This is a genomic window from Staphylococcus caseorum, assembly GCF_049943195.1.
GTDB classification, from domain to species: Bacteria; Bacillota; Bacilli; order Staphylococcales; family Staphylococcaceae; genus Staphylococcus; species Staphylococcus equorum_A.
This window is the reverse complement of the sequence record NZ_JBNFUA010000001.1, coordinates 959,101-985,453: the sequence shown is the minus strand read 5'-3', so window position 1 is coordinate 985,453 and position 26,353 is coordinate 959,101. Positions and strand designations below refer to the sequence as shown.

General features: G+C 32.9%; 19 protein-coding genes and 1 pseudogene. 17 read left to right on the top strand and 3 right to left on the bottom strand.

Annotated features, from left to right (window positions below; all coding sequences use genetic code 11):
* Positions 1–137: 137 nt before the first annotated feature.
* The 13 genes from parE to ACP3TL_RS05015 all read left to right on the top strand — a co-directional run bounded on the left by parE (position 138) and on the right by ACP3TL_RS05015 (position 19,258).
* On the top strand, positions 138–2,132 hold the full coding sequence (gene parE, locus ACP3TL_RS05075; RefSeq protein WP_141714411.1) for a DNA topoisomerase IV subunit B: 1,995 nt from the start codon (positions 138–140) through the stop codon (positions 2,130–2,132).
* A complete protein-coding gene (gene parC / locus ACP3TL_RS05070) occupies positions 2,129–4,531 on the top strand; it encodes a DNA topoisomerase IV subunit A (protein WP_069832149.1) in 2,403 nt (800 codons plus the stop codon). Before parE ends, parC begins: the two co-directional genes overlap by 4 nt.
* Positions 4,532–4,784: 253 nt before the next feature.
* Positions 4,785–6,230, top strand: coding sequence for a glutamine transporter AlsT (gene alsT, locus ACP3TL_RS05065; protein WP_069815755.1), 1,446 nt, complete (start codon positions 4,785–4,787; stop codon positions 6,228–6,230).
* A 160-nt stretch (positions 6,231–6,390) separates the two neighbouring features.
* Positions 6,391–7,245, top strand: coding sequence for a glucose PTS transporter transcription antiterminator GlcT (gene glcT, locus ACP3TL_RS05060; RefSeq protein ID WP_069815753.1), 855 nt, complete (start codon positions 6,391–6,393; stop codon positions 7,243–7,245).
* Between the two features lie 337 nt (positions 7,246–7,582).
* On the top strand, positions 7,583–8,680 hold the full coding sequence (locus ACP3TL_RS05055; RefSeq protein ID WP_069815751.1) for an acyltransferase family protein: 1,098 nt from the start codon (positions 7,583–7,585) through the stop codon (positions 8,678–8,680).
* 331 nt (positions 8,681–9,011) lie between these two features.
* A complete protein-coding gene (locus ACP3TL_RS05050; protein ID WP_069815749.1) occupies positions 9,012–10,238 on the top strand; it encodes an AI-2E family transporter in 1,227 nt (408 codons plus the stop codon).
* 455 nt (positions 10,239–10,693) lie between these two features.
* Positions 10,694–13,219, top strand: coding sequence for a bifunctional lysylphosphatidylglycerol flippase/synthetase MprF (gene mprF / locus ACP3TL_RS05045; protein ID WP_285336717.1), 2,526 nt, complete (start codon positions 10,694–10,696; stop codon positions 13,217–13,219).
* Positions 13,220–13,668: 449 nt separating this feature from the next.
* Positions 13,669–14,232, top strand: coding sequence for a hypothetical protein (locus ACP3TL_RS05040; protein WP_069832147.1), 564 nt, complete (start codon positions 13,669–13,671; stop codon positions 14,230–14,232).
* 227 nt (positions 14,233–14,459) lie between these two features.
* Entirely contained in the window at positions 14,460–15,458 is a 999-nt protein-coding gene (locus tag ACP3TL_RS05035; protein ID WP_069815743.1) for a LacI family DNA-binding transcriptional regulator, read from the top strand.
* A gap of 44 nt (positions 15,459–15,502) precedes the next feature.
* Positions 15,503–15,892, top strand: a complete 390-nt coding sequence (gene rbsD, locus ACP3TL_RS05030; protein ID WP_069832146.1) for a D-ribose pyranase — start codon at positions 15,503–15,505, stop codon at positions 15,890–15,892.
* 12 nt (positions 15,893–15,904) lie between these two features.
* Positions 15,905–17,398 carry a sugar ABC transporter ATP-binding protein gene (locus ACP3TL_RS05025; RefSeq protein ID WP_069832145.1) on the top strand — a complete coding sequence of 498 codons (1,494 nt, stop codon included), beginning with the start codon at positions 15,905–15,907 and terminating at the stop codon, positions 17,396–17,398.
* A complete protein-coding gene (locus ACP3TL_RS05020; RefSeq protein ID WP_069815738.1) occupies positions 17,385–18,326 on the top strand; it encodes an ABC transporter permease in 942 nt (313 codons plus the stop codon). The genes ACP3TL_RS05025 and ACP3TL_RS05020 overlap by 14 nt, the downstream gene beginning before the upstream one ends.
* A 17-nt stretch (positions 18,327–18,343) precedes the next feature.
* Positions 18,344–19,258, top strand: a complete 915-nt coding sequence (locus tag ACP3TL_RS05015) for a D-ribose ABC transporter substrate-binding protein (RefSeq protein ID WP_069815730.1) — start codon at positions 18,344–18,346, stop codon at positions 19,256–19,258.
* A 111-nt stretch (positions 19,259–19,369) separates the two neighbouring features.
* On the opposite strand, the gene msrA is transcribed toward ACP3TL_RS05015, so the two are convergent.
* On the bottom strand, positions 19,370–19,873 hold the full coding sequence (gene msrA / locus ACP3TL_RS05010; RefSeq protein WP_069815726.1) for a peptide-methionine (S)-S-oxide reductase MsrA: 504 nt from the start codon (positions 19,871–19,873) through the stop codon (positions 19,370–19,372).
* A 139-nt stretch (positions 19,874–20,012) separates the two neighbouring features.
* Between msrA and ACP3TL_RS05005 the strand changes: the two are divergent.
* Positions 20,013–20,995, top strand: a pseudogene (locus tag ACP3TL_RS05005) (LCP family protein).
* A 421-nt stretch (positions 20,996–21,416) separates the two neighbouring features.
* Here the strand turns inward: ACP3TL_RS05005 and thmT are convergent.
* On the bottom strand, positions 21,417–21,602 hold the full coding sequence (gene thmT / locus ACP3TL_RS05000) for a 2-hydroxymuconate tautomerase (RefSeq protein ID WP_002507674.1): 186 nt from the start codon (positions 21,600–21,602) through the stop codon (positions 21,417–21,419).
* Between the two features lie 150 nt (positions 21,603–21,752).
* Between thmT and ACP3TL_RS04995 the strand changes: the two genes are divergently transcribed.
* Positions 21,753–23,015, top strand: coding sequence for a Y-family DNA polymerase (locus ACP3TL_RS04995; protein ID WP_069832143.1), 1,263 nt, complete (start codon positions 21,753–21,755; stop codon positions 23,013–23,015).
* A 304-nt stretch (positions 23,016–23,319) separates the two neighbouring features.
* Here ACP3TL_RS04995 and ACP3TL_RS04990 read toward each other — a convergent pair whose 3' ends face one another.
* Positions 23,320–24,204, bottom strand: coding sequence for a LysR family transcriptional regulator (locus ACP3TL_RS04990; protein WP_069815720.1), 885 nt, complete (start codon positions 24,202–24,204; stop codon positions 23,320–23,322).
* 107 nt (positions 24,205–24,311) lie between these two features.
* Here ACP3TL_RS04990 and ACP3TL_RS04985 point away from each other — a divergent pair, with 107 nt between their 5' ends.
* On the top strand, positions 24,312–24,905 hold the full coding sequence (locus ACP3TL_RS04985) for a non-oxidative hydroxyarylic acid decarboxylases subunit B (RefSeq protein ID WP_069815718.1): 594 nt from the start codon (positions 24,312–24,314) through the stop codon (positions 24,903–24,905).
* Between the two features lie 17 nt (positions 24,906–24,922).
* Positions 24,923–26,353, top strand: coding sequence for a non-oxidative hydroxyarylic acid decarboxylases subunit C (locus ACP3TL_RS04980; protein ID WP_069815716.1), 1,431 nt, complete (start codon positions 24,923–24,925; stop codon positions 26,351–26,353).

The following is a 26,353-nucleotide window of genomic DNA, read 5'->3' as shown; positions in this document are numbered from 1 at the left end:
TAAAAATTTTCATAGAGGAATGAATTATTTTTTGAAAATTGATTTGGTGCTTGCAATTTATCCAGATTTATATAAGAATAACTAATGTATAGTTTTAAAAACGAACGTATGTTTGTAGGAGGGCGAAACGATTGGCAATGAATAAACAAAATAACTATTCGGATGATTCCATTCAGGTTCTTGAGGGGTTAGAGGCCGTAAGAAAAAGACCTGGTATGTATGTTGGTTCTACCGATAAACGTGGATTACATCATCTAGTGTATGAAGTTGTCGATAATTCCGTCGATGAAGTATTAAACGGTTTTGGTAGTGAAATCATAGTAACTATCAATAAAGATGAAAGTATTACAATAGAAGATAATGGACGTGGCATGCCAACAGGTATCCACACTTCAGGGAAACCTACTGTTCAGGTCATTTTCACGGTACTTCATGCAGGCGGTAAGTTTGGACAGGGCGGATATAAGACTTCAGGTGGATTACACGGCGTGGGAGCATCAGTTGTCAATGCGCTGAGTGAATGGTTGGAAGTTGAAATCTGTAGAGATGGTACGATATATACCCAAAGTTTTAAAAATGGTGGTAAACCATCATCAGGACTTGAAAAACATGGTAAAACAAAAAGAACAGGTACAAAAGTAACGTTTAAACCAGACCCTGAAATTTTCAAAGCAGCAACTTCATTTAATTACGATATGTTAAGTGAACGATTGCAAGAGTCGGCTTTTTTACTTAAAAGCCTAAAAATCACGCTTAGAGATTTAAGAGCTGGTAAAGAACGTGAAGATGTTTACCACTATGAAGATGGCATTAAAGAATTTGTGAGTTATGTTAATGAAGGCAAAGAAGTATTACACGAAGTCGCTAATTTTTCAGGTGAAGCGAATAAGATTGAAGTAGAAGTAGCATTTCAATACAACGATCAATACTCAGAAGGTATCTTGAGTTTTGTTAATAACGTTCGTACTAAAGATGGAGGCACGCATGAAGTTGGTTTTAAATCAGCTATGACACGTGTGTTTAATGATTATGCGCGACGTATTAATGAATTAAAAGAGAAAGATAAGAATCTAGATGGTAATGATATAAGAGAAGGGCTTACAGCAATTATATCGTTACGTGTTCCGGAAGAATTACTCCAATTCGAAGGACAAACCAAGTCTAAATTAGGTACGCCAGAAGCTAGAAGTGCAGTTGATTCTGTTGTTTCTGACAAATTGCCGTATTATTTAGAAGAAAAAGGTCAATTATCTAAATCTCTAGTGAAAAAAGCACTGAAAGCCCAACAAGCGAGAGAAGCAGCACGTAAAGCAAGAGAAGATGCACGCTCAGGTAAGAAAAACAAACGTAAAGATACATTACTTTCTGGGAAATTAACACCTGCACAAAGTAAAAATACTGAGAAGAAAGAAATATACTTAGTAGAGGGTGACTCAGCAGGTGGTTCTGCTAAATTAGGAAGAGATCGTAAGTATCAAGCTATATTACCGCTAAGAGGTAAAGTAATAAATACAGAAAAAGCTAAACTGGATGATATATTCAAAAATGAAGAAATTAACACAATTATCCATACAATTGGTGCGGGTGTCGGTAATGAATTTAAGATTGAAGATAGCAATTATAATAGAATCATCATCATGACAGATGCTGATACCGATGGCGCACATATCCAAGTATTGTTATTAACATTCTTCTTTAAGTATATGAAACCTTTAGTAGAAGCTGGCAGAGTATTTATTGCACTACCTCCTTTATACAAATTAGAAAAAGGTAAAGGTGCTTCGAGAAAAATTGAGTATGCTTGGACTGACGAAGAATTAGAGCAATTACAAAATAAATTAGGCAAAGGCTTTACGCTACAACGTTATAAAGGTCTTGGTGAAATGAACGCCGATCAATTGTGGGAAACAACAATGAATCCTGAAACTCGAACGTTAATTAGAGTACAAATTGAAGATGAATTGCGTTCTTCTAAACGTGTGACAACATTAATGGGTGATAAAGTAGCGCCACGACGTGAATGGATTGAAAAAAATGTTGAATTTGGCTTACAACAAGAACAAAGTATTTTGGATAATAATGAAATTCAAATTTTAGAACAGGAAAACCCCGATGAGGAGGAAATAAATTGAGTGAAATAATTCAAGATTTATCGCTAGAAGATGTTATTGGCGATCGATTCGGTAGATATAGTAAATACATCATTCAAGAGCGTGCATTGCCAGACGTTCGTGATGGGCTCAAACCTGTTCAAAGACGTATTTTATATGCAATGTATTCAAGTGGAAACACATATGATAAAAATTTCCGTAAAAGTGCTAAAACTGTCGGTGACGTCATTGGACAATATCATCCACATGGTGATTCCTCTGTATATGATGCAATGGTTCGACTGAGTCAGGGTTGGAAATTGCGCCATGTGTTAGTGGATATGCAAGGTAATAATGGTAGTATTGATAATGACCCAGCGGCAGCTATGCGTTATACGGAAGCTAAATTAAGCCCTATTTCAGAAGAATTATTAAGGGATATTAATAAAGAAACAGTACCATTTATGCCCAACTATGATGACACGACAATGGAGCCTATGGTCTTACCAGCAAGGTTACCTCATTTATTGATTAATGGTAGTACCGGTATATCTGCAGGTTATGCAACAGATATACCGCCGCATAACTTGGCAGAAGTAATACAAGCAACGCTTAAATATATTGATAACCCTGATATTACAGTGAGTCAATTGATGAAATATATTAAAGGGCCAGATTTTCCTACTGGTGGTATTATCCAAGGTATTGACGGTATCAAGAAAGCTTATGAAACCGGTAAAGGTAAAATCATTGTCCGTTCTAAAGTAGAATTAGAAGAACTACGAAATGGTAGAAAAGAGCTTATCGTTACTGAAGTACCTTATGAAGTGAATAAAAGTTCACTAGTTAAAAAAATGGATGAGTTACGCGCAGATAAAAAAGTAGATGGTATCGTTGAAGTACGTGATGAAACAGACCGAACTGGTTTACGTATAGCAATTGAATTGAAGAAAGACGTAAATAGTGAAGCGGTGGCGAACTTCTTATACAAAAATACGGATTTACAAGTTGCATATAACTTTAATATGGTTGCGATTAGTGATGGACGTCCTATACTTATGGGCATTCGCCAATTTATTGATAGCTATATCAATCACCAAATTGATGTTGTGACAAAACGTACGCGCTATGAATTAAACCATGCTGAAAGTAGAATGCATATTGTAGAAGGTTTAATGAAGGCACTTTCTATTTTGGATGAGGTCATAAAACTCATTAGAAGTTCTAAAAATAAAAAAGATGCTAAAAATAACTTAGTAGCTGAATATGATTTTAGTGATGCTCAAGCTGAAGCAATTGTGACGTTACAATTGTATCGTCTTACAAATACAGATATTGTTGAATTACAAAATGAACATGATGAATTGAAAAAGACAATCGAAGCTTTAAGAAACATCCTAGATAATCATGAGGCTTTATTAAATGTTATTAAAGAAGAATTAACTGAAATAAGAAATCGCTATAAACAAAAGCGTTTGTCTTCAATTGAAGCAGAAATTACGGAAATCAAAATCGATAAAGAAGTTATGATACCAAGTGAAACTGTAATCATGAGTGTCACGAAACATGGTTATATCAAACGTACTTCTTTACGTAGTTTTAATGCAAGTGGCGCCGAAGAAGTGGGTGTTAAAGAAGGCGATGAATTGCTAAAATATCAAGAAGTTAATACTTTAGATACTGCACTTGTCTTTACTAATAAAGGGCGTTACTTGTATATTCCAGTGCATAAATTATCAGAAATCAAATGGAAAGATTTGGGTCAACACGTATCACAAATCGTACCTATTGATGAAGGTGAACATGTCATAGATGTCTTTTGTGAACGTGACTTTAAACCTGAAGCATTTTATATTCTTGCTACACGTGATGGTATGATTAAGAAAAGTAATGTTTCTATGTTCAAAACTTCACGCTTTAATAAACCATTAGTATCAATGAAGTTAAAAACGGATGATGAAATCATTAATGTCATGCGCATAGAAGAACCACAACTGATCACAGTGCTTACACATAAAGGTATGTCCTTAACATATAGTAGTGATGAACTTTCTGATACTGGCTTAAGAGCAGCTGGCGTTAAATCTATTAACTTAAAAGACGAAGATTATGCAGTGCTTACACAATTGATATCTGAAAAGGATTCAATTCTAATGGCGACACAAAGAGGTTCATTAAAACGTGTAGGATTTAAAGTATTGCAAACAGCAAAACGCGCACAACGTGGCCTTACATTGTTGAAAGAACTTAAGAAAGCGCCACATCGTATTGTAGCTGCCGAAGTTGTCCAACCAGGACAAAAGCAATATACAATCTATTCAAATAAACAACAAGAAACAGGCGAGATTAAAGATATTCATTTATCAGAACAATACACAAATGGTAGTTTCATAGTAGATGTTAATGACTTTGGAGAAGTGGAAAATTTAGTTGTTAAATAATATAAATTGAAAAAACTGTTAGTAAATGCAACTATATAATGATAAAATACCTTTTAGGTGCAATAAAAAATAAAACCAAGAGATTTATAGTGGAGCAAGATATGATAGTGCAAAGCCTTTAGCTAAACACTTTTAAACCTTCGCTCACTTTCATGTGCACATATGCATTTTGATTATTAATATGTACATGAAATAACTATAAATCTCTTGATTTTGCTATAAAATTTAAATTATATAGATGAGAGGGATTAAATTGAGTAATTTTGATAGTTTAATTCCAGATTGGTTCAAAACTTTTGTTCAAGTCGGGAATGATTTAATCTGGTCGCAATACCTAATTGGACTACTAATAACAGCAGGTTTATACTTTACTATTAGTTCTAAATTTGTTCAATTAAGATGGATTCCAGAAATGTTTCGTGCCATTGGCGAAAAACCCGAAACACTAGATAGTGGTAAGAAAGGTATCTCGCCATTCCAAGCTTTTGCAATAAGTGCGGGATCTCGTGTCGGTACAGGTAATATCGCAGGTGTGGCTACTGCAATTGTTTTAGGTGGACCAGGCGCTGTGTTCTGGATGTGGGTTATCGCATTGATTGGTGCAGCGAGTGCTTTTATAGAAGCAACTTTAGCACAGGTATATAAAGTACCTGATGAAGATGGTGGTTTCCGTGGTGGACCAGCTTATTACATAACTAAAGGTTTAAATCAAAAATGGCTAGGTGTTTTATTTGCCATATTAATTACAGTGACATTTGCATTTGTGTTTAACACTGTGCAATCTAATACGATCGCTGAATCATTAAAAACACAATATAACGTAAGCCCTGTTGTAACAGGTGTCATTTTAGCAATACTAACAGGTGTTATTATTTTTGGTGGTGTCCGTAGTATTGCCAAAATATCATCAGTCATCGTACCATTTATGGCAATCATATATATCGGTCTTGTAGCTGTTATTTTGTTTATCAATTATGATCAAATTATTCCAATGATTACTACAATTGTTAAGAGCGCCTTTGGGTTTGAACAGGCGACTGGTGGTGCTGTTGGTGCAGCGATTTTACAAGGAGTTAAACGTGGTTTATTCTCCAACGAAGCTGGTATGGGTTCTGCACCTAATGCTGCGGCAACAGCAGCCGTTCCTCACCCTGTAAAACAAGGTTTAATTCAATCGCTAGGTGTATTCTTTGATACTATGCTTGTTTGTACAGCAACTGCGATTATGATTTTATTATATACAGGATTAGAATTTGGTGAAAATGCGGCACAAGGTGTTGCAGTAACACAATCTGCACTTAATGAACATTTAGGTAGTGCTGGTGGTATTTTCTTAACAGTAGCAATATCATTATTTGCTTTTTCATCTGTGGTAGGAAATTATTACTATGGACAGTCAAATATTGAATTTTTATCAAAAAACAAAGCATTATTATTTGTTTTTAGATGTTTAGTTGTTGTACTTGTATTTGTAGGTGCAGTAATTAAAACAGAAACTGTTTGGGGCACAGCCGATGTATTTATGGGCTTAATGGCAATCGTCAACTTAGTCGCAATTATAGGATTATCTAATATTGCATTTGCAGTTATGAATGATTACCAACGTCAACGTAAAGCAGGTAAAAAGCCTGTCTTTAAACCAGAAGAATTAGAAATTAATTTATTTGGCATTGAAAGCTGGGGCATGAAAAAGAAATAATTATATAAAGTGATTGTAACTATGTATTTTCTATAAAATGGAAATGCATAGTTTTTTTATGTAATAATACTATGAAATTAATAGAAAAGCGTTTTACTACTTTCAATTTTATAATTTTCACTATATAATGCTTATTGACATAATAAGAAGGATGAGTGACATGAGTTCTTACCTTATTACAAAGGTTTTAAATAACAATGTAATTATTTGTACTAATGAAATGCAAGAATATGTATTAATTGCAAAAGGCATTGGTTTTAATAAAAAGATTGGAATGACATTACATGAAAACCAATCCATTGAAAAAGTATATATATTAGATCAAAAATCACAACAAGATCATTATAAAACATTGGTTGAATTAGCTGATGATAACTTGATACAAGCCGTGATTGATGCAGTAAATATTATTACCAATTCGGTAATGAAAATAGACAATCAAAAATTGGTTGTATCGTTAACAGATCACATTATTTTTGCTTATAAGCGTATGAAACAAAATCAATTAATTAATAATCCATTCGTCATGGAAACAAAGCAATTATATAGTGAGGCATATGAAATAGCAGAAAAAGTAATTGAACGATTAAACGATGTTTTAGAAGTGAATTTTCCTGAGGATGAGATTGGTTTTATCGCATTACATATCGCTTCTAATACTGAAACAGTGTCCATACGTGAGATGGAAACGATAAATGTGTTGATTAATAAAAGCATCTTTATTTTAGAGCATGATTTGAAACATACAATAGATAAAGAAACGGTACAATATCAACGATTTATTAGACATATTCAATTTTTAATAAGAAGATTAAATAAAGGGGAAGTATTGCAAAAAACAAGTGCGTTTGAAGAATTATTAAAAACGCAGTACCCTTTGTGTTTTAATATCGCCTTGAAAATAATGAAAATGTTGCAACAAGAACTGAATGTTACTATATATGAGGCAGAGGTCATTTATTTAACATTACATGTTTATCATTTTATGGCTGCTAAGCCGTCAGATCAAACATAATTTAATTCATCACAAAATCGGACAATGATATAAATTTATGTATAAAAATTATTATATGACCCAGTTAACACTGCTAATAGCACTTAGTCATTTCAAATGACTAGGTGCTGTTTTTTAAAACCACAAACTAAATTAAAAAACTTTGCTATTTTAATTTAAATAAAAAGTAATTTTACTTTTTAAAAAGGTTGAAATGTAAAGAGTGTTTAGAAAATATTAAATAACATATAATAATGTATTAAGATTCAACTTTTCACCGCCAACAAGGTTTACAGCTTATGTTGAACATTATAGACTTAGTCTTCAGGTTAATTATGAGTAGGGGGGCTACAGTTGCGTGAAGTATTATGATGAAGTGCCTATTATAAGAGCAGTAGCGGCTATGTTAGTTGTAGCAATTCATACAGTCAATAGTATTGGTTATTCAGCTTCAACAGGCGATTTTACTTCTGACGCTTTAGGATATATCAATCAAATGGCAAGATTAGGCACGCCTATATTTGCTGTTATTAGTGCTTTTTTATTGACGATATCAGTTATTAATAGAGGATTTAGTTTGAATTACTTTATGAAATCTAGATTTAGTAAAATCTTTATCCCTTACATAATTTGGACGATTTTTTATTTGTTATATAGAGAATATTTTTTACATAACCTTGAGGACGACGGTAAGTTAATTAACTATTTTGTTTATGGTAAAGCTAATTTTCATTTATACTTTATTTTGACTGTCATTCAATTTTATTTTCTTTTTCCATTTGTGCATAAATTTAAAAAAGGTTGGCCAATCATATCGGTTTTCATTTTAGCGACCATTGTCAACATTGTTTGGATCGTCATTCAGCCAATTTCATTAGGTGGCGGAGGCGTCGAACGCTTTGTTAATGATAAACTGTTTATTTTGAATTGGATTTCATTCTTTATGCTAGGCATTGTATATGCTAAATTTTATAATGAAATAAAAGAATTGATATTTAAGTATAAAACGCTGCTTACTATAATTATTGCAATATTATTTATAGATTTACTCATAAGTATTGATTTAGAAAATCTCAATAGTTCAATCACAATATCGAACATTATTTATATTCCATTCTTTATCGTTTTTCTTAATTACATGTACGAGCATGTTAAGAAAAATAAGATTGTATTAAATACGTTAACGGTAATTGGTAACTATTCAATGGGGATATACTTAGTTCACTATGTTGCCATACAATTTGTGAAAAGATTACCAATTGTAGAGAATATAGCACCACAAAGTAAATTTGTGAGTGTCTTTATTGCAGCAGTTGCACTATCTGCATTATTAGTATACTTAATTGGTAAATTACCTTATGGCAATTATATCGTTCCGATTCCTAAAAAGAAGACGAATAAAAATAAAGATATTACCGAAGAACCAGTTCGTGAAAATGAACCCACTTTAAATTAACAATTTAGAGCTCTCGTATTATTGTGGAATATACTAACTTCTAGGCAAACCAAGCAAATTTTCACGTTTGGTTTGTCTTTTTTTATTAAAAGCTGTAGTAGTACAAAAATAATGAAAGTATTGTTGTACTTTTATTATGTGTATAATTTCTCAAAAAGATTCTTACGATATATAATGTGGTAAAATATATGTTTGGAAGATGACGAATGTGTTAATATTAATATTAGCAAATAAATCGACAATGCATTTTATGTTCGTAGTTTTGTACTACGATTTGTATCATTTAATGTTAAATTATAATTTTAGAATCAAATTAAGGTATGGTGAGTATATGTCGAATGAAGAAAATATAAAGCAAGAAAAAAAGAGTGGAAAAGATAAATTGAGACTGAGTTTTCCAGAAACCCGCTTCATGAAGTTTTTAGGCGGTAAAGATTTACTTTTTGGTTTGTTGATTTTAATATTAGTAGGTTTTTCAATTTTTATATTTGATCAAGTTTCTTACATTTTCAAACCATTTATTATCGTATTTAATACGCTTGCAGCACCTATCATTGTATCAATTATTCTCTATTATTTATTTAACCCGGTAGTTAATTTAATGGAACGATATAATATTCCAAGAGTTTGGGGCGTTATCATTTTATTCCTACTCATCGTTGGTGTAATATCATTGGCAATTAATCTACTTATCCCAGTGATTGGGTCACAATTCAAAAGTTTTGGTAATAATTTTCCATACTATGTTGATAAAGTGAATCAATTTATTGATAGTCTTACTAAATTTTCTGTGATATCTAATTTCTATACGCAGATTCAAGATCAACTTGATACATTAGCAAAAAAATTACCAGGTATGGTTTCTGATTATTTTAATGGTTTTGGATCTAAAATCAAGAATTTTGCCGAAGCATTAGTCAATGTTGGTGTAGTAATTGCAACAACACCATTTGTATTATTCTTTATGTTAAAAGATGGCTATCGTTTCAAAGATTTTTCTACAAAATTGATGCCACCAAAATTCAGAAAAGATTTTCATGATTTATTAGACAAAATGAGTGTTCAAGTAGGTTCTTATATCCAAGGACAAATTGTTGTTTCGTTCTGTATTGGAATTCTATTATTTATTGGTTATAGCATTATCGGATTAGATTATAGTTTAATCTTAGCATCTATTGCAGCTGTAACGAGTGTAGTACCATACATTGGTCCTACGATTGCAATTTCACCTGCAATTATTATTGCATTAATTACTTCACCAATTATGTTGTTGAAATTAATTATCGTGTGGACTGCTGTACAATTTATTGAAGGGCACTTTATTTCACCGAATGTAATGGGTAAAACACTGAAAATACATCCACTAACAATTATTTTTATCTTGTTAAGTGCGGGTAACTTACTCGGTGTAGTTGGGGTTATTTTAGGTATACCAGCATACGCTATCTTAAAAGTGCTTATTTCACACTTATATTCTATGTATAAACGTAGATATAATAAATATTATGGTCAAGATGCAGGCGAGTATCAAACTTCATCAGAAGAAGAAATTCGTTAATATCAACGCAACTTCAATTAAATTGCATAGTAGCTGCTTGATACCTAAATGAAGTTGTTTCAAGTTCCTGTATTACTTTTTCTAGTCAATCTTATAGAGCGGTGATAGGAAATCAGATTTTGATTTCCTATCACCGCTCCTTTTTTATTAGAAAATTTTTGATTTTGAAATTATATGCTTGCCTGGGCATGGGAGTGGACAGAAATCTATTGCCAATATAACAATAAAGGCTGTGACCGCAGAAAGCGCGCATAAAAATGACAAAGGCTGAAACTTGTCGTTTTTATATGCTCTGCGTTTCATAATGACTTCACTGTGCATCGTATAAATGATTTAAATGAAAGCCACCTAACAATTATGTTATATAGATGTCATTAAAAATTTATTTATTATATTTTAGTGTTGTGCTATATTTTTTATGACACAATAGAAACACTGAAAAGAGAAGTGAAGATATGTCTAAGGAATTAAGAAGTAAATTATTTTCTATATTAAAAATAGTATTTGCAGTTACGTTATTTATTTTTGTTGTTTTCACATTATATAAAGAACTCTCACATATTAATCTTAAAGAAACAGTAAAATCATTTGGAGAAATTAATAGAGTATGGTTAGTTGCTTTATTTTTAAGTGGTGGGTTATCTATTATTGTATTATCGCTTTATGACGTCCTCTTAGTAAAAACGTTAAAGTTGAAACTCTCTTTATTGAAAACGATTCGTATTGGTTATATTGTAAATGCACTTAATGCTGTCGTAGGCTTTGGAGGTTTTATTGGTGCAAGTGTACGTTTTCTATTGTACAAGAACGCAACTGATGATAAAAAGGCGTTAGTACATACAATCTCTATTGTTTTAATATCAATGTTAACAGGACTTAGTTTACTGTCTATCCTTGTAGTGATTCACGTATTTGACGTGACGCACATATTTAGCCCTTTTCCATGGATTCGATGGTTATTGTATATTGTGGCACTATTTTTACCAATATTTATCATAGTTACTTATGTAAAACCAGTTAAACAATCACATAAATTACTTGGTATTTATTGCACAGTTGTTTCTGGTATTGAATGGATGATAGCATCATTTGTATTATATATGGCTTTAGTCATTGTAGGCATCCACATACCATTTACTGCTTTTATGGGCATATTTATTATAGCGTCACTATCAGGTTTAATTAGTTTTATTCCTGGTGGGTTTGGAACATTTGATTTAGTCGTCTTATTAGGTTTGAAAAGTCTAAATGTACCGGAAGAAGAAATTGTTTTAGCATTATTGCTCTATCGTTTTGCTTATTATTTATTCCCAGTGTTAATCGCGTTGATTCTTTCTACATTTGAATTCAGAAGTACTGCAAAACGCTATTGGGAAGATTCAAAGCTTATGTTACCAGTGAAAGATATGACATCACTCGTAGCATCGTATCAAAAAGATATAATTGTAAGAGTGCCATCGTTTTCAATTGCACTATTGTTGATGTATACAAGCCTCATATGTTTTTTAAATAATATGACGATTATATATGATGGTTTATATGATCCGAATCATTATATTTATTACATTATCGTATCAGTACATACATCGGCATGTTTACTTTTATTATTAAATATAATTGGTGTATATCATCTCTCTAAACGAGCTATTTTATTTTCAATGATTTCGATTAGTTTAATATTTATTGTTACAGCTTATACTTATGCTTCTTTTATATTACTGAGTTGGCTAGCAGTTATGTTTGTCCTACTATTGGTATTTTATAGACGCTCGAATACAATTAAAAGACCATTCAGATATACAAAGTTATGGTTAAGTGTCGCTGTCGGTGCACTCATTTTGTATATTAATCATATTGTTATAGATGGGACATTCTATACATTAGATATTTATCATTTGGAAATGGACAGTTCAATATTAAGGTATTATTTCTGGTTTACAATTCTACTCGTTGCTATTATTGTCGGTGAAATCGTCTGGTGGTTTGAGTATCGTTATAGAGTAAAGAATAGAAGTAACAATATTGAAATATGTGAAGCAATCATAGCGCAAAATGGCGGTAATTATTTAAGCCATTTAATGTATAGTGGAGATAAGCATTGTTTTATTAATGAAAAAGAAGATGCCTTTCTTATGTATCGTTATAAATACAGTGCCTATATTGTATTAGGTGACCCAGTAGGCAATCCAGAATCGTTTCATGAATTATTAGAAACGTTTTACCATGAAGCACAATACTTAGGTTATGATGTGATATTTTATCAAGTAACTGATAAATATATGTCACTTTACTATGATTTTGGCAATCAATTTTTCAAATTAGGCGAAGAAGCGGTTATAGATTTAACTACATTTACTACATCAGGTAAAAAGAAACGTGGCTTACGTGCAACATTAAATAAGTTTGATGATCTTAATCTAACTTTTGAAGTGTTAGACCCACCGTTTTCCCCCAGATTACTTGTGGATTTGAAAAACATTAGTGACGATTGGTTAGCAGAAAGAAATGAAATGCATTTTTCTGTAGGTAGCTTTAATGAATACTATGTATCGCAAGCACCTATAGCGATCATTAAAGATAAAGATGAATCTATCATCGCATTTTGTACCTTTATGCCTACGTATTACAAAGCAACACTTTCTGTAGATTTAATTCGTTGGAAGGCAGATAGTAATTTACCTTTAATGGATGGCTTATATTTGAATATGTTGTTATGGGCAAAGGCGCATAATTATGAGCATTTTAATATGGGTATGGCTACATTATCTAATGTGGGGCAAGTGCCGTTTTCATTTTATGGAGAGAGAATCGCAGGTAGAGTTTTTGAACATTTTAATGGTCTATATAGATTTCAAGGTCTCAGAAGATACAAAGAGAAATTTAATCCTCTTTGGGAACCAAGATTTTTAGTTTATAGAAAACATCATTCATTATGGCTTAGTATGTTAAAAGTGATGCGTGTAATTAGAAAGTATAAATAAGAAGGAATAAATATAAAAGCAACCAACACACATTTTATGTGTTGGTTGCTTTTTTTAAGGAGTTTAAAAGTGTTTAATGGTTTTTGTAGTTAATATCTGGAGAAGTTATTAACTACTTTAAATAAACTAACTGGTAGAACTGTTCTAAATATCATTTGACTCTAACTATATATGAATTTCTCGTTACCCCTTTGTTAAGGTATAATCATAATATATCATCATTAGAAAACGCTTTCAATGGTGGGAAGTAAGATTATTCAAATAAAAAATGACATTTTATCTACATGATTTCTTTTTAAATTTTAATTGTATTATTACTATTTGTTAGGAGTGGAACGATCGCTAAAAATAGAATTGCATGATAATTATTTAATATTAAAAATAGATTCAATCAGTTCATCATTTGTAGTAAGATATAAAATAAATTAAAAATATTGGGGCGTATTAAAATGAAGAAAATCATAATTGGCATTATCTTAGCCTTATTAATTATTGCATTAATCGTTGCAGGCACGTTTTTATACCAATCCCTTAATTCTAATTATAAAGGGACAAATCAAGTTTCTCAGAGTAATGAGTACAATAAAGAAAAAAGGAACGTTCATCCGCCGAAAATAGATGTATTAGCACAGCAATTTAGCACAGATTTCATGAATCGTGATACAAGACATGGTTATCATAAAGTATCGAAGGGGATGCACAAAGATAAAATAGAAGCTGAATTTGGTAAAAGTGAAAAAACAATGAATATTGCCGGTGTGAAAGTTGTTAAATACGGTGACATTGGGGTTCACTATACCAATCATAAAGTGAGCCGCTTCTTTATCATGCCGGAAGACGTGAATGTCCAACAATTTAGACAAGTACATGGTACAAGAACAATAAACTACGAAGAAAATACAATGATCTATGATGATAATCCTAATAATAAATTCTCGGTAAAAGTTTATGTAGGTCAAAATGGTGAAATTAAGGGGATAGAAAGTATAGATCAAGTAACGGACAATCATTAAAAAGTACAAAGTGACAATTATAGTTAGTTAATATATCCAGATAAATAGTCATAGTATTGAACGACATTACATATGATTTGATAAAGGCATTGATATGTTAGAGCGGTATTCTAAAGTTAAAAGAATACCGTTTTTTATTTTTAAAAACTGCAAATAGCTCTACAGAAAATTAATCTAATAAATAAAACATACGATTGTTCTATTAAATTATAAAAAGTTGTGGTAATATGAAAGCGGTTACACAAATTGAGGTGATTTCATTGGCAACAATAAAAGAAGTAGCTCAATTGGCAGGATGCTCAGTAGCAACTGTCTCTAGAGCAATCAATAATAATGGTTACGTAAAAGCACAAACAAGAGCACAAATTGAAAGTGCGATTAACCAACTGAATTATCAACCGAATGAAGCGGCACGTACGTTATATAAGCGAAAATCTAAAATGATAGGATTATTACTTCCAGATATTAGTAATCCGTTTTTCACACTTATTGCTCGCGGAGTAGAAGATGTAGCTTTGGCACACGGTTACCAAGTATTGATAGGTAATAGCGATAATGATATTGATAAAGCAAAAAATTATCTTTCTACATTTGTAGCGCATAATTGTACGGGTATGATTTCCACAGCGCTAAATGAAAATGTAATTGAAAATACACTTCATTCATATGGTATTCCATTTGTATTTGTTGATCGTATTAATGATGGCAATGAAGGGATTTCTACAAATCATTTTGAAGGTGGTCAACTCCAAGCTCAATTAATCATTGAAGGACAGGCACAGCACGTATTAATCGTGCATTCTGATTTAAATGTAGCTGCATTCCAATTACGTGTGAATGGCGTAGAAACATTACTCAACCAACATAATGTGTCATATTGTCGTTGTGAAGAAGAACAAATAGATGACGAAACACAATTTATTAAACAAATACGTCAAAATCATATCGATAGCATTATATGTAGTAATGATTTGATTGCGATTAAAATATTGGGTGTGATTCAACAACATGGATTTAAAGTGCCGAAAGATATACAACTTGTTGGCTATGATGACATACCATTTTCAAAAATGACATTTCCTCAAATTACAACAATAGATCAATCGGCATATCGTATAGGTGAACTTGCTGTATCGAAACTCCTCAATTTGTATGAGGAGGGAGACGCGGACCACGTTGATCAAGTAGCGATTACAGTGAAGCGGAGGGAAAGTACGAGATTTTAATGCATAACATGTAACGGGTTACATAAAATTTTAGGAGTGATTGAATGTATAAGACAGGTATATTAAATAGCGAAATTTCCAAGTTGTTAAGTGATTTAGGGCATACTGATCAAATTATCATTGCAGATTGTGGACTTCCAGTTCCAGAAGGCGTGAAAAAGATTGATCTGGCATTGGAATTTGGAAAGCCTTCTTTTATTGAAGTATTTAACCTTATAAAAACGCATATGGAAATCGAGCAAATGACATTAGCTGAAGAAATGATAACTCAAAACACGGCATTATATCAGACATTATCAGCTGAAAATATTGAAATTCAAACAACGTCAAATGAGCAATTCAAAGTACAAAGTAAAACAGTTAAAGCCATCATTCGCACAGGTGAAGCTAAACCGTTTGCTAATGTTGTACTAACAAGCGGTGTTTTATTTTAAGGGGTGAATAAAATGATAAAGATGGAACAAATATATAAATCGTTTGGGCAAAATGACGTATTAAGAGGCGTGGATTTTGAAATCGGTGATGGTGAGATACATGCCTTAATGGGAGAAAATGGTGCTGGGAAAAGTACATTGATGAAAATACTCACCGGTGTATATAAGTCGGATAGTGGGTCTGTTGAAGAAAACGGTGAAGCGATTCAATTTAAAAATACCAAAGACGCGGAACTTAATGGCGTGTCGTTCATACAACAAGAGTTAAATATATGGCCTAATTTAACAGTGTTAGAAAATTTATTTCTTGGTAAAGAGGAAACAAAGTTCTTAGGTATTGTCGATAATAAAGCGATGAAAAAACAGGCAAATGCTATTTTCAAAAAGTTAAATATTAATATCGACTTAAATAAAGAAGCGGGTGCTTTATCTGTAGGTATGCAACAGATGTTAGAAATTAGTAAAGCTTTAATGCAAGATTCAAAAGTCATTATTATGGATGAGCCTACTGCAGCATTAACAAATAACGAAATTGATATTTTATTTGAACAAATTCGAAAACTGAAAAGTGAAGGTGTGTCATTTGTCTATATCTCTCATAGAATGGAAGAAATTTTCAGTATTTCAGATCGTATTACGGTAATGCGAGACGGACGTTCCATCTTAACTTCTGCAACAGCAGATACAACAAATGAGAAAATTGTTAAGGCAATGATTGGTAGAGACCTAGATAATCAATACCCAGACAGACATTACACGCAAGATGAGGAAGTTGTTCTTTCTGTAAAAAACCTCAGTTCTACTGAACATAAATTGAATGATATTCACTTTAATCTACATAAAGGTGAAATTTTAGGTTTTAGTGGATTGATGGGTGCAGGACGTTCTGAAATTATGCGTGTAGTGTTTGGTTTAGATAAGGGGCATATGCAAGTAACTCTCAATGATAAACAACTACAGATAAATAATCCTAATCACTCTATCAAACAAGGCTTAGCATTTATCACAGAGAATAGAAAAGAAGAAGGCTTGGTCTTGCAAGATTCAATATTAGAGAATATCTCGTTACCAGCGTTGAAAAGTTTTTCGAAATCCGGCTTTTTAACACGAGCTTCTATGGAGCAATATGCAGAACAAATGATTCAACGTTTGAATATTAAAGGTAAGAAAAATGATGCATGTGTTGATTTATCAGGTGGTAATCAACAAAAAGTTGTTATTGCAAAATGGATAGCAACTGCGCCACATGTCCTAATCTTAGACGAGCCTACACGTGGTATTGATGTAGGTGCGAAAAGAGAGATTTATCAATTGATGAATGAATTGACCGAACGAGGCATGTCTATCATTATGATTTCATCAGAATTACCTGAAATTATAGGCATGAGTGACAGAGTGGCCGTTGTGCATGAAGGAAATATTGCAGGCGTGCTAGAGAAAGCATCATTAACAGAAGAACGTATTATGACATTAGCTACTGGAGGGGAAGTACATGACACAGTCTAAACTATCATTTTCATATTTAGAAAAAATAATTCCGTTTATTGGGTTAATCTTATTAGTTATTATCATTAGTGCATTAAACAGCGCATTTTTAGAACCATCCAACTTATTTAATTTACTGAGACAAGTATCGATTAATGGACTCATTGCATTTGGTATGACATTTGTTATTTTAACGGGTGGTATTGATTTGTCCGTCGGTTCTACATTGGCGTTATCAAGTGCGATGGTAGCAATTTTAATGGTATCAGGTGTAGATTCAATGATTGCGTTATTACTCGGTTGTATCTTTGGTGCAGTTCTAGGGGCCATTAACGGTTTGTTAATTACTTTAGGTAAGATGGCACCATTTATCGCAACATTGGCTACTATGACCGTCTTTAGGGGCTTAACACTAGTGATTACGGATGGTAACCCGATTACAAACTTAAATGGGAGCTATGCATTCCAATTATTTGGTCGTGGTTACTTTTTAGGCATACCTGTTCCGGCAGTTACAATGTTTGTTACGTTTATCATTTTATATATTTTGCTACATAAAACAGTATTTGGTAGACAAACTTATGCTATGGGCGGTAATGAGAAGGCAGCATTTATTTCTGGTATTAAAGTAAATAAATTAAAAATCATGATTTATAGTTTAGCTGGCTTAATGTCGGCAATGGCAGGCGCAATATTAACATCACGCTTAAACTCTGCACAACCAACAGCAGGTATGTCATATGAGTTAGATGCGATTGCAGCCGTTGTACTGGGTGGTACATCACTTACGGGTGGTAAGGGACGCATACTCGGTACATTAATTGGTGTACTTATTATCGGTGTGTTAAACAATGGTTTGAACTTATTAGGCGTTTCATCATTCTATCAACAGGTTGTTAAAGGTGTAGTGATTATCATAGCTGTATTAATTGATAGAAAGAATAAATAGTGTGGGAGGTTAGCAAGATGAAAAAAATATTAATCAGTGCAATTGCGATTTTATTATTTTTAACAGGATGTTCACTTGAGTCTCCTTTGGAAAATAATGATGACGGTAAGTCAGATAAGAAAAAATCTGATATTGTCATTGGTGTAAGTATCTCAACGTTAAACAATCCATTCTTTGTGAAAATTAAAGATGGTATTGAAGATGAGGCAAAAAAACAAGGTGTTAAAGTGAAGTTTGCAGATGCGCAAGATGATGCAGCAAAACAAGCAAACGATATTGATGATTTAATACAACAAAATGTAGATTATCTTATTGTGAATCCTACAGACTCAGATGCAATTTCTGGTAGTATACAAATAGCTAATGATCAGAATATACCAGTAGTAACCTTAGATAGGGAAGTTGCTAAAGGGGAAGTCGCTTCATTTATTGCTTCAGATAACGTTAAAGGTGGGGAAATGGCTGCAAACCTCATCGTTGATAAATTTGGGGAAGGTACTAAAGTTGCAGAGTTAGAAGGTATACCTGGGGCAAGTGCTACAAGAGAACGTGGTAAAGGGTTCCATAACGTAGCAGATGACTCACTTGACGTGGTATCCAAACAAAGTGCGAAATTTAATAGAACAGAAGGATTGGATGTAACTCAAAATATTATTCAAGCACATCCAGACATTAAAGCAATCTTTGCACAAAATGATGAAATGGCATTAGGCGCAATAGAAGCGGTAGGCAGCAAAGATATTAAAGTTATTGGTTTTGATGGTAATGAAGATGCAATTAAATCAGTAGACAAAGGTAAGTTATATGCCACGGTCGCGCAACAACCTGATTTGATGGGTGAAGAAAGTTTGAAAACAGTAATAGATTTACACAAAGGTAAGGAAGTAGAGAAGAAGAATAAGATTCCATTAGAAATGAAAAAACAAGAGTAGTAGTAAAAAATAGCTTATAGTGCTAGAGGGAGACTAATAAGTGAGTTCAATCATATAATATCAAAAGGCCGGATGCATAGTAGATATGCTCCGGCTTTTATGATTGATTTGTTATTGCTTATAATTTTGACGTTCATTTTGTTCTTCAGCATAACGTTCTGGATTTTTTTTATAAAATTCTTGGTGTTCTGCTTCAGCTTTATAAAACTTAGAAGCGGGCAAGATTTGAGTTGCAATTGCCTTGTCTCTATCAATCGTGTGTTTTAATTTTTCGATATACGTTTCAGCTACTTCCTTTTGATTGTCATTAGAATAAAAAATAGCTGTCTTATACTGCGAACCTCTATCTTGAAATTGTCCGCCGTCATCAGTTGGATCTATTACAGAAAAGAAAATTTCTAATAACTTATTATATGAAAACAGTGCGACATCATATTCGATTTCGACGGTTTCATAATGCCCAGTGTTGCCAGTCTTGACTTGTTCATATGATGGATTGTCAACTGTACCTCCCATATAACCAGAGGTTACTTGTTCAATACCTTCATACGTGTCAAAAGGCTTGACCATACACCAAAAGCAACCTCCGGCGAAGTATGCTTTGTTTATATTCATGCTTAACATCCTTTCTGTATTAGACCTTAGTACCATATATTAAGATATTACTTGATTTTTATACTCTTTTTATATAACTTTAATATATGTTAATTATAGTACATAGAAGTGCAATTTTGAAGATATAAGGTTGATACTAATGAATAAGGACAAAAAAAGAAGTACATCAGATGAGAACGAAGAAACAACACAGGCCCCTTTACGAAGGGTGAAAAAGAAGCGGATTAGAAAGCTTCCTTTCATTATTTTAATTATCATTATCCTATTGGCGATAGTGATTGGTTATGCGATTCATGGTTATAATTCAGGTATTGATTATGCTAAAGACCATGGTAAGACACTGAAAGAGCATAAATTTAATGGTGCTCAAAAAAATGACGGTAAGATTACAGTCATGGTGTTAGGTGCAGATAAGGAGCAAGGTGGTATTTCTAGAACAGACTCTATTATGATTGCTCAATATGATTTTGTGCATAAAAAGCTGAAAATGATGTCTGTCATGCGTGATATCTATGCTGATATTCCTGGAAATGGACAGCATAAAATTAACTCTGCATATTCTATAGGCGGTCCAGAATTAATGAGAAAAACGCTGAAGAAAAACTTAGGTGTAGATCCTGAGTATTACGCTATTTTAGACTTTACTGGTTTTGAAAAAATGATTGATGAACTAGAACCTAACGGTGTACCTATAGATGTTGAAAAAGATATGTCGAAAAATATAGGTGTATCACTGAAAGAAGGTCACCATCGATTAAATGGTAAAGAGCTTTTAGGTTATGCTAGATTTAGACATGATGCTGAAGGTGACTTTGGTCGTGTCCGTAGACACAACAACAAGTGATGCAAGCACTTAAAGGAGAACTTGCAAGTATCGATACACTTCCTAAATTGCCACGTGTCGCTGGTATTTTAAGAGGTTACTTGAATACGAACATGCCAGACTCTGCAATTATGCAAGCAGGCTTAAACTTTGGTATTCGAGGCGATAAAAATGTTGATTCTCTAACTTTACCTGTCGAAGGAAGTTACCAAGATATTCAAACGTTTGGTGATGGTAGTGCATTAGAAATCGATAAAGCGAAAAATAAAGAAGAAGTTCAGAAGTTTTTAAACGAATAATATGAAAGAGTGGGACAGAAATCTATTTTTTAACAAGATTTCGTCGCATGAACCTAGCTCGGCAAAGCTGACTATAAATGGAATACAAGAGCTTGATATAAACGCATTTTTAATACAGTTAGCCACTGCCAATCTCAAAAAAGGTAGACAATCATAAAAATGATTGTCTACCTTTTGTTTTATGAGTAAAATCTTTATTGATAGTTTCTTGTGCATGCTTTCCGTGGGTACAGCCTCAGCCTGTAGTCTTCGGTCTGTACTTTTCTCGCAGGAGTCAGCACAAGTTACTGCCTTGGTTGTAACAAAGCGCATAGAAAACGAACATTACTAAAAGGTTGGTGTTAACCACAAAACAGACCAAACGCTATGTATTAACGTTTGGTCTGTTTACGTTCTCTATACGTATAAACATAGCATGGTATTATTGGTCGGATTTTCTAACGCCGGCAACACCATAGTGTGATGCTTTCATTTCTTCAATAACAACTTGTATTGCTTCTTTATTAGCACCTGTAGTTTTTTCTACAGCTTGTGTTACCTCAGAGACTAAATCTTTAAGTTGATCATCTGAACGACCTTCTAATAATTTCACATTAACGATTGGCATATGTATTTCCTCCTATAACAATTTGAACTTATTATATCATGAAAATTCTCAAAATTCTAAAAACAATCAAAATAGAACGTTTGTTCTTATAAGTATTGAATGGGAACACGTGTTCGTATATAATAGAATTAATTGAGGGAGGTATTTGATATGTATGATTATAATCTGGTGGAAGAAAGAGATGTATTGTGTATAGACCAAAAGAGCTTTTTTGCAAGTGTGTCTTGTATTCAAAAAGGATTAGATCCATTGAAGGAGAAATTAGCCGTTGTTGCCGATACGAAGAGACAAGGATCAGTTGTTTTAGCTGCCACAGGACCTTTAAAAGCGCTAGGTATTAAAACCGGGTCGAGACTATTCGAAATACCACATAGAAGCGACATATATATTATTAATCCGAGTATGAGAAAATATTTGGAAGTGTCTGTAACAATATCAAAAATTGCTTTACGTTATGTAGCGCCGGAAGATCTACATCAATATAGTATCGATGAGTTTTTTATGGATGTTACGGATAGCTATCACCGTTTTAGCACTACGATTCATTCATTTTGTGAAAAGCTGCAATGTGAGATTGAAGAAGAAACAGGAATTAACTGTTCTATTGGTGTTGGCTCAAATATGCTTTTAAGTAAAATTGCAATGGACGTAGAAGCGAAACATTCTTCTAGTTTAATTGCAGAGTGGCGTTACCAAGATGTGCCGAATAAACTTTGGCCTATTCAGCCGTTAAGTGAATTTTGGGGAATTAGTAGGAAAACAGAAGCAAAATTGAATAAACGAGGTATTTTTACTATAGGTGATTTAGCCAATTATCCGTATCAATATTTAAAGAGAGATTTAGGGATTGTAGGCGTTGATTTACATTTACATGCGAATGGCATAGACCAAAGTAGAGTAAGAGATAAATATGAAGTAATGAATCCATCGATTTGTAAGAGTCAAATACTGATGCGCGATTATCATTATGAAGAAGCTAAGGTTGTCATGCATGAGTTGATTGAAGATGTTGCTAGTCGTGTTAGGGCAAGAAACCAATTAGCAAAAACGATTCATTTTTCATTTGGTTATAGTGATGAAGGTAGCGTTAATAAACAATACACCTTACAGGATCCGACGAATTTGGAAGAGCAAATTTATAAAGTCGTTGAACATTTCGCAGATAAATTATGTGATCATACTATGTTATTTAGAACTGTAAGTGTTTCATTAACGAAATTTATAGATGAAAAAGACAGACAGTTAAACTTGTTTATAGATGAATATGAAAGAAAAAGAAATGAAAAATTAGCAAAAACCATTGATGCCTTACATCAAAAATTTGGTCGAGGCATCGTATCTAAAGCTGTATCTTATACTGATGCGGGTACAAAACACGGCCGCTTAGGACTCATGGCAGGTCATAAGATGTAAAGTTTTGAACGTGCATGATTTCCTAGAAGGCGTAGCTCGAGCATGTAATTACTCACTCATACTATTTTGTCGGGCGTCAGGACGTTACAAAATCAGTACAGGGGATACCCTAAAGTTAAACAAAAACGAAGGCTGGCATTAATTGCGATAAATATAAGGGAATAGTAGTTCATCGAGTTACTAACATAGATAAAAACTAAAAAAATGATGATTTCTACTTCATTAATCGTAGAAATCATCATTTTTTTAGTTATCTAAGATTTAGTGCCCCAGCTCCTACTAATAAAGTAAGTATATTAGTATTTTAAATAATTAAAGCCTTTTCAATAAAATCATTAGCGATTTTTGGGGTATATCCTTCTTTACGCCAAGCAAGTTTTGTTTGAAAAATCCACGGATTATCTATTATTGGTAAAATAGTATATTCTTTATAGATTTCTTCAGTTATTGAAGACGCTGGAAGAATAGTTCCACCAAACCCTCTAGATAATAATTGAATTAACATTGAGGAATCATGACATTCGCATAAAATATTAACGTTTAACTGTTGCTCATTAAAAGTGTTTATAATTTGTCTATATAGTCCTGAAAAGGTATTTGAAGTTAATAAAATTAATGGTAGTTGTGATAATTCTTTTATAGAAATTTCTGTAACTGCGATATGTTCAAAGGTATTGTTAGGGAGGATACAAACGCAATAATCATTAATAATAGTTTTTGTGACAATGTCATTATCAGACAATGATTCATTTATATATGCAACATCTATTTTTCTTTCTTTTAATAATTGAATTAAGCTAATGCTATCAGATTCCCATATGTTAAAACGCATATTATCATTTTTCTTTTTAAATAATTCAATTTGTTTAAACATTGTTTGTGAACCATAAATTGTTGTACCTATAGCAAGTTTAAGATTCACTTGTTCATTGAATTCTTGTGTTTCATTCACTGCATCATTAACAGTATTTAAAATATGTTTTGCTTTTTCTTGAAAAAATTCTCCTTGTGCAGTAAGTTTCACTTTCTTCTTTTTGTTTCTTTCGAATAAATTAAATCCTAACTCATTTTCTAAATCCTTAAGTTGTCTGCTTAATGGTGGTTGAGCAATATGTAATGACTCAGCGGCCTTTGTGATACTACCAGCGTCAGCAATCGCTAAAAAATAACGTAAATGTCGTAACTCCATATATTCCTCTCCTTATATACCTTATAAGTATTAAAATAATATTTAATATATATTTATTGTATTACATCAAACAGCTTTATACTAGTAGTTGAGAGGAGGGATAAGTAATGAAATTAATTATCGGTATTTCTGGGGCGACGGGAGCTATTTTTGGTATTCGTCTTTTAGAAATTTTACGTGATACAAAAAATGTTGAAACACACTTAGTAATGTCACAGTGGGCAATAACTACTATTAAAGAAGAAACTGATTATAGTGTAAGCGAAGTTCGTGAACTTGCAGATTATTATTATTCACCTAAAAATTTAGGTGCAGCTATTTCAAGTGGTTCATTCAATGTGGATGGCATGATTGTAGCCCCATGTAGTATGAAATCATTAGCTTCTATAAGTATGGGTTTGGCGGATAATCTTATCACTCGGGCTGCAGATGTTATGTTAAAAGAAAGAAAAAGACTCGTACTAATGACCCGAGAAACGCCTCTAAATAATATACATTTAGAAAATATGCTTAAATTGTCACAAATGGGAGTAACGATTTTCCCTCCTATGCCTGCTTTTTATAATCATCCAAAAGATTTAAACGATATGGTGAACCATATTGTTTATCGTCTTATTTCACAATTTGGAATAGATAAATTACCACAAGAAAAAGTCTGGACAGGATTTACGAAGCAAGAACAAAAAAATGTTAATTGTTAAGAAAGGAAGCGAAACGAATGTCTTACAAAGATTTAAGAGGTTTTCTAGACTTGTTAGAGTCAGAGAAACAATTAATAAGAGTGAAAGATGAAGTTATGCCTGAACCTGATTTAAGCGCAATTGGCCGTACAGCTCCTGATATGGAAAACGGTCCGGCAGTTTTAGTAGAAAATATTAAAGGATATCACACACCTGTAGTACTAAATGTACACGGAAGTTGGCAAAACCATGCATTAATGCTTGGTTTACCTAAAAACACTCCTACTAAAGACCAATTCTTTGCATTAAAAGAAAAGTGGGATCAATATCCAATTAAACCTAAATGGATAGACGCAAAAAACGCACCAGTAAAAGAGAATATAATTTCTGAAGAAGACGGAATTAACTTATTTGATGTATTGCCATTATTTAGAATAAATGAATTTGATGCTGGATATTATTTGTCAAAAGCATTAATCGTCAGTAAAGATCCGAATAAACCAGACAGTTATGAAGAACAAAATGCTGGAACATATCGTGTCCAAGTAAAAGGAAAAGACAAAGTAGGTATTCAACCATTACCTTTCCATGATATTGCTGTACATTTACAACATGCAGAAGAAAAAAATGAACCGCTACCTATCGCAATCTGCCTAGGTAATGACCCTGTGTTGAGTTTTATGGCTAGTACGCCAATAGAGTATGTACAGTCTGAATATGACTTTGCTGGTGCTTTAAAAGGTGAACCAATAGAGTTAACCAAAAGTGAATATGGAGATTTAGATATTCCTGCACGAAGTGAAATTGTATTGGAAGGCTATATTGAGCCACGTAAACGTGAAATTGAAGGGCCATTTGGCGAATTCCCTGGTAGTTATTCAGGTTCAAGAAAACAACCTACAGTAAAAATCACCAAAATAACACATAGAAATAATCCAATATTTGAAAATCTATACTTAGGTATGCCTTGGACAGAAATTGATTATCTGATGGCATTGAACACAAGTTTACCATTATATAAACAATTAAAAAGAGACTTCCCTGAGGTAGAAGCAGTTAATGCAATGTATACACATGGTATTGGTACGATTGTTTCTACTAAATCAAGACTTGGTGGTTATGGCAAAGCTGTAGCGATGCGTTTACTCTCTACACCACATGGTATGCCATATACTAAAATAGCAATTATAGTAGACGAATTTGTAGATCCGTTTAATCTTGAACAAGTTATGTGGGCTTTAACAACAAGAGTTAGACCAGATAAAGATGTGTTTAAGGTACCATATGCGCCAGGTATGCCGTTAGATCCTTCTTCAGAGCCTGCAGGTATGCATACAAAACTTGTTATAGATGCTACAACACCAGTAGGCGCTGATGTTGGTCGTGATACTGAGTTGCTTGGCACACCAGAAAAAGCAGATGAATGGATGGAAAAATTAGGTAACCTAGTAAAGAGAAAGGAAGATTAA

What these genes read in the sequence shown, in the direction of transcription:
- parE (WP_141714411.1), top strand. Translation starts at nt 138, where the DNA reads ATGAATAAACAAAATAACTATTCGGATGATTCCATTCAGGTTCTTGAG.
- glcT (WP_069815753.1), top strand. Translation starts at nt 6,391, where the DNA reads ATGAGTTCTTACCTTATTACAAAGGTTTTAAATAACAATGTAATTATT.
- ACP3TL_RS05050 (WP_069815749.1), top strand. Translation starts at nt 9,012, where the DNA reads ATGTCGAATGAAGAAAATATAAAGCAAGAAAAAAAGAGTGGAAAAGAT.
- mprF (WP_285336717.1), top strand. Translation starts at nt 10,694, where the DNA reads ATGTCTAAGGAATTAAGAAGTAAATTATTTTCTATATTAAAAATAGTA.
- ACP3TL_RS05040 (WP_069832147.1), top strand. Translation starts at nt 13,669, where the DNA reads ATGAAGAAAATCATAATTGGCATTATCTTAGCCTTATTAATTATTGCA.
- ACP3TL_RS05035 (WP_069815743.1), top strand. Translation starts at nt 14,460, where the DNA reads ATGAAAGCGGTTACACAAATTGAGGTGATTTCATTGGCAACAATAAAA.
- rbsD (WP_069832146.1), top strand. Translation starts at nt 15,503, where the DNA reads ATGTATAAGACAGGTATATTAAATAGCGAAATTTCCAAGTTGTTAAGT.
- ACP3TL_RS05025 (WP_069832145.1), top strand. Translation starts at nt 15,905, where the DNA reads ATGATAAAGATGGAACAAATATATAAATCGTTTGGGCAAAATGACGTA.
- ACP3TL_RS05020 (WP_069815738.1), top strand. Translation starts at nt 17,385, where the DNA reads ATGACACAGTCTAAACTATCATTTTCATATTTAGAAAAAATAATTCCG.
- ACP3TL_RS05015 (WP_069815730.1), top strand. Translation starts at nt 18,344, where the DNA reads ATGAAAAAAATATTAATCAGTGCAATTGCGATTTTATTATTTTTAACA.
- msrA (WP_069815726.1), bottom strand. Translation starts at nt 19,873, where the DNA reads ATGAATATAAACAAAGCATACTTCGCCGGAGGTTGCTTTTGGTGTATG.
- thmT (WP_002507674.1), bottom strand. Translation starts at nt 21,602, where the DNA reads ATGCCAATCGTTAATGTGAAATTATTAGAAGGTCGTTCAGATGATCAA.
- ACP3TL_RS04995 (WP_069832143.1), top strand. Translation starts at nt 21,753, where the DNA reads ATGTATGATTATAATCTGGTGGAAGAAAGAGATGTATTGTGTATAGAC.
- ACP3TL_RS04990 (WP_069815720.1), bottom strand. Translation starts at nt 24,204, where the DNA reads ATGGAGTTACGACATTTACGTTATTTTTTAGCGATTGCTGACGCTGGT.
- ACP3TL_RS04985 (WP_069815718.1), top strand. Translation starts at nt 24,312, where the DNA reads ATGAAATTAATTATCGGTATTTCTGGGGCGACGGGAGCTATTTTTGGT.
- ACP3TL_RS04980 (WP_069815716.1), top strand. Translation starts at nt 24,923, where the DNA reads ATGTCTTACAAAGATTTAAGAGGTTTTCTAGACTTGTTAGAGTCAGAG.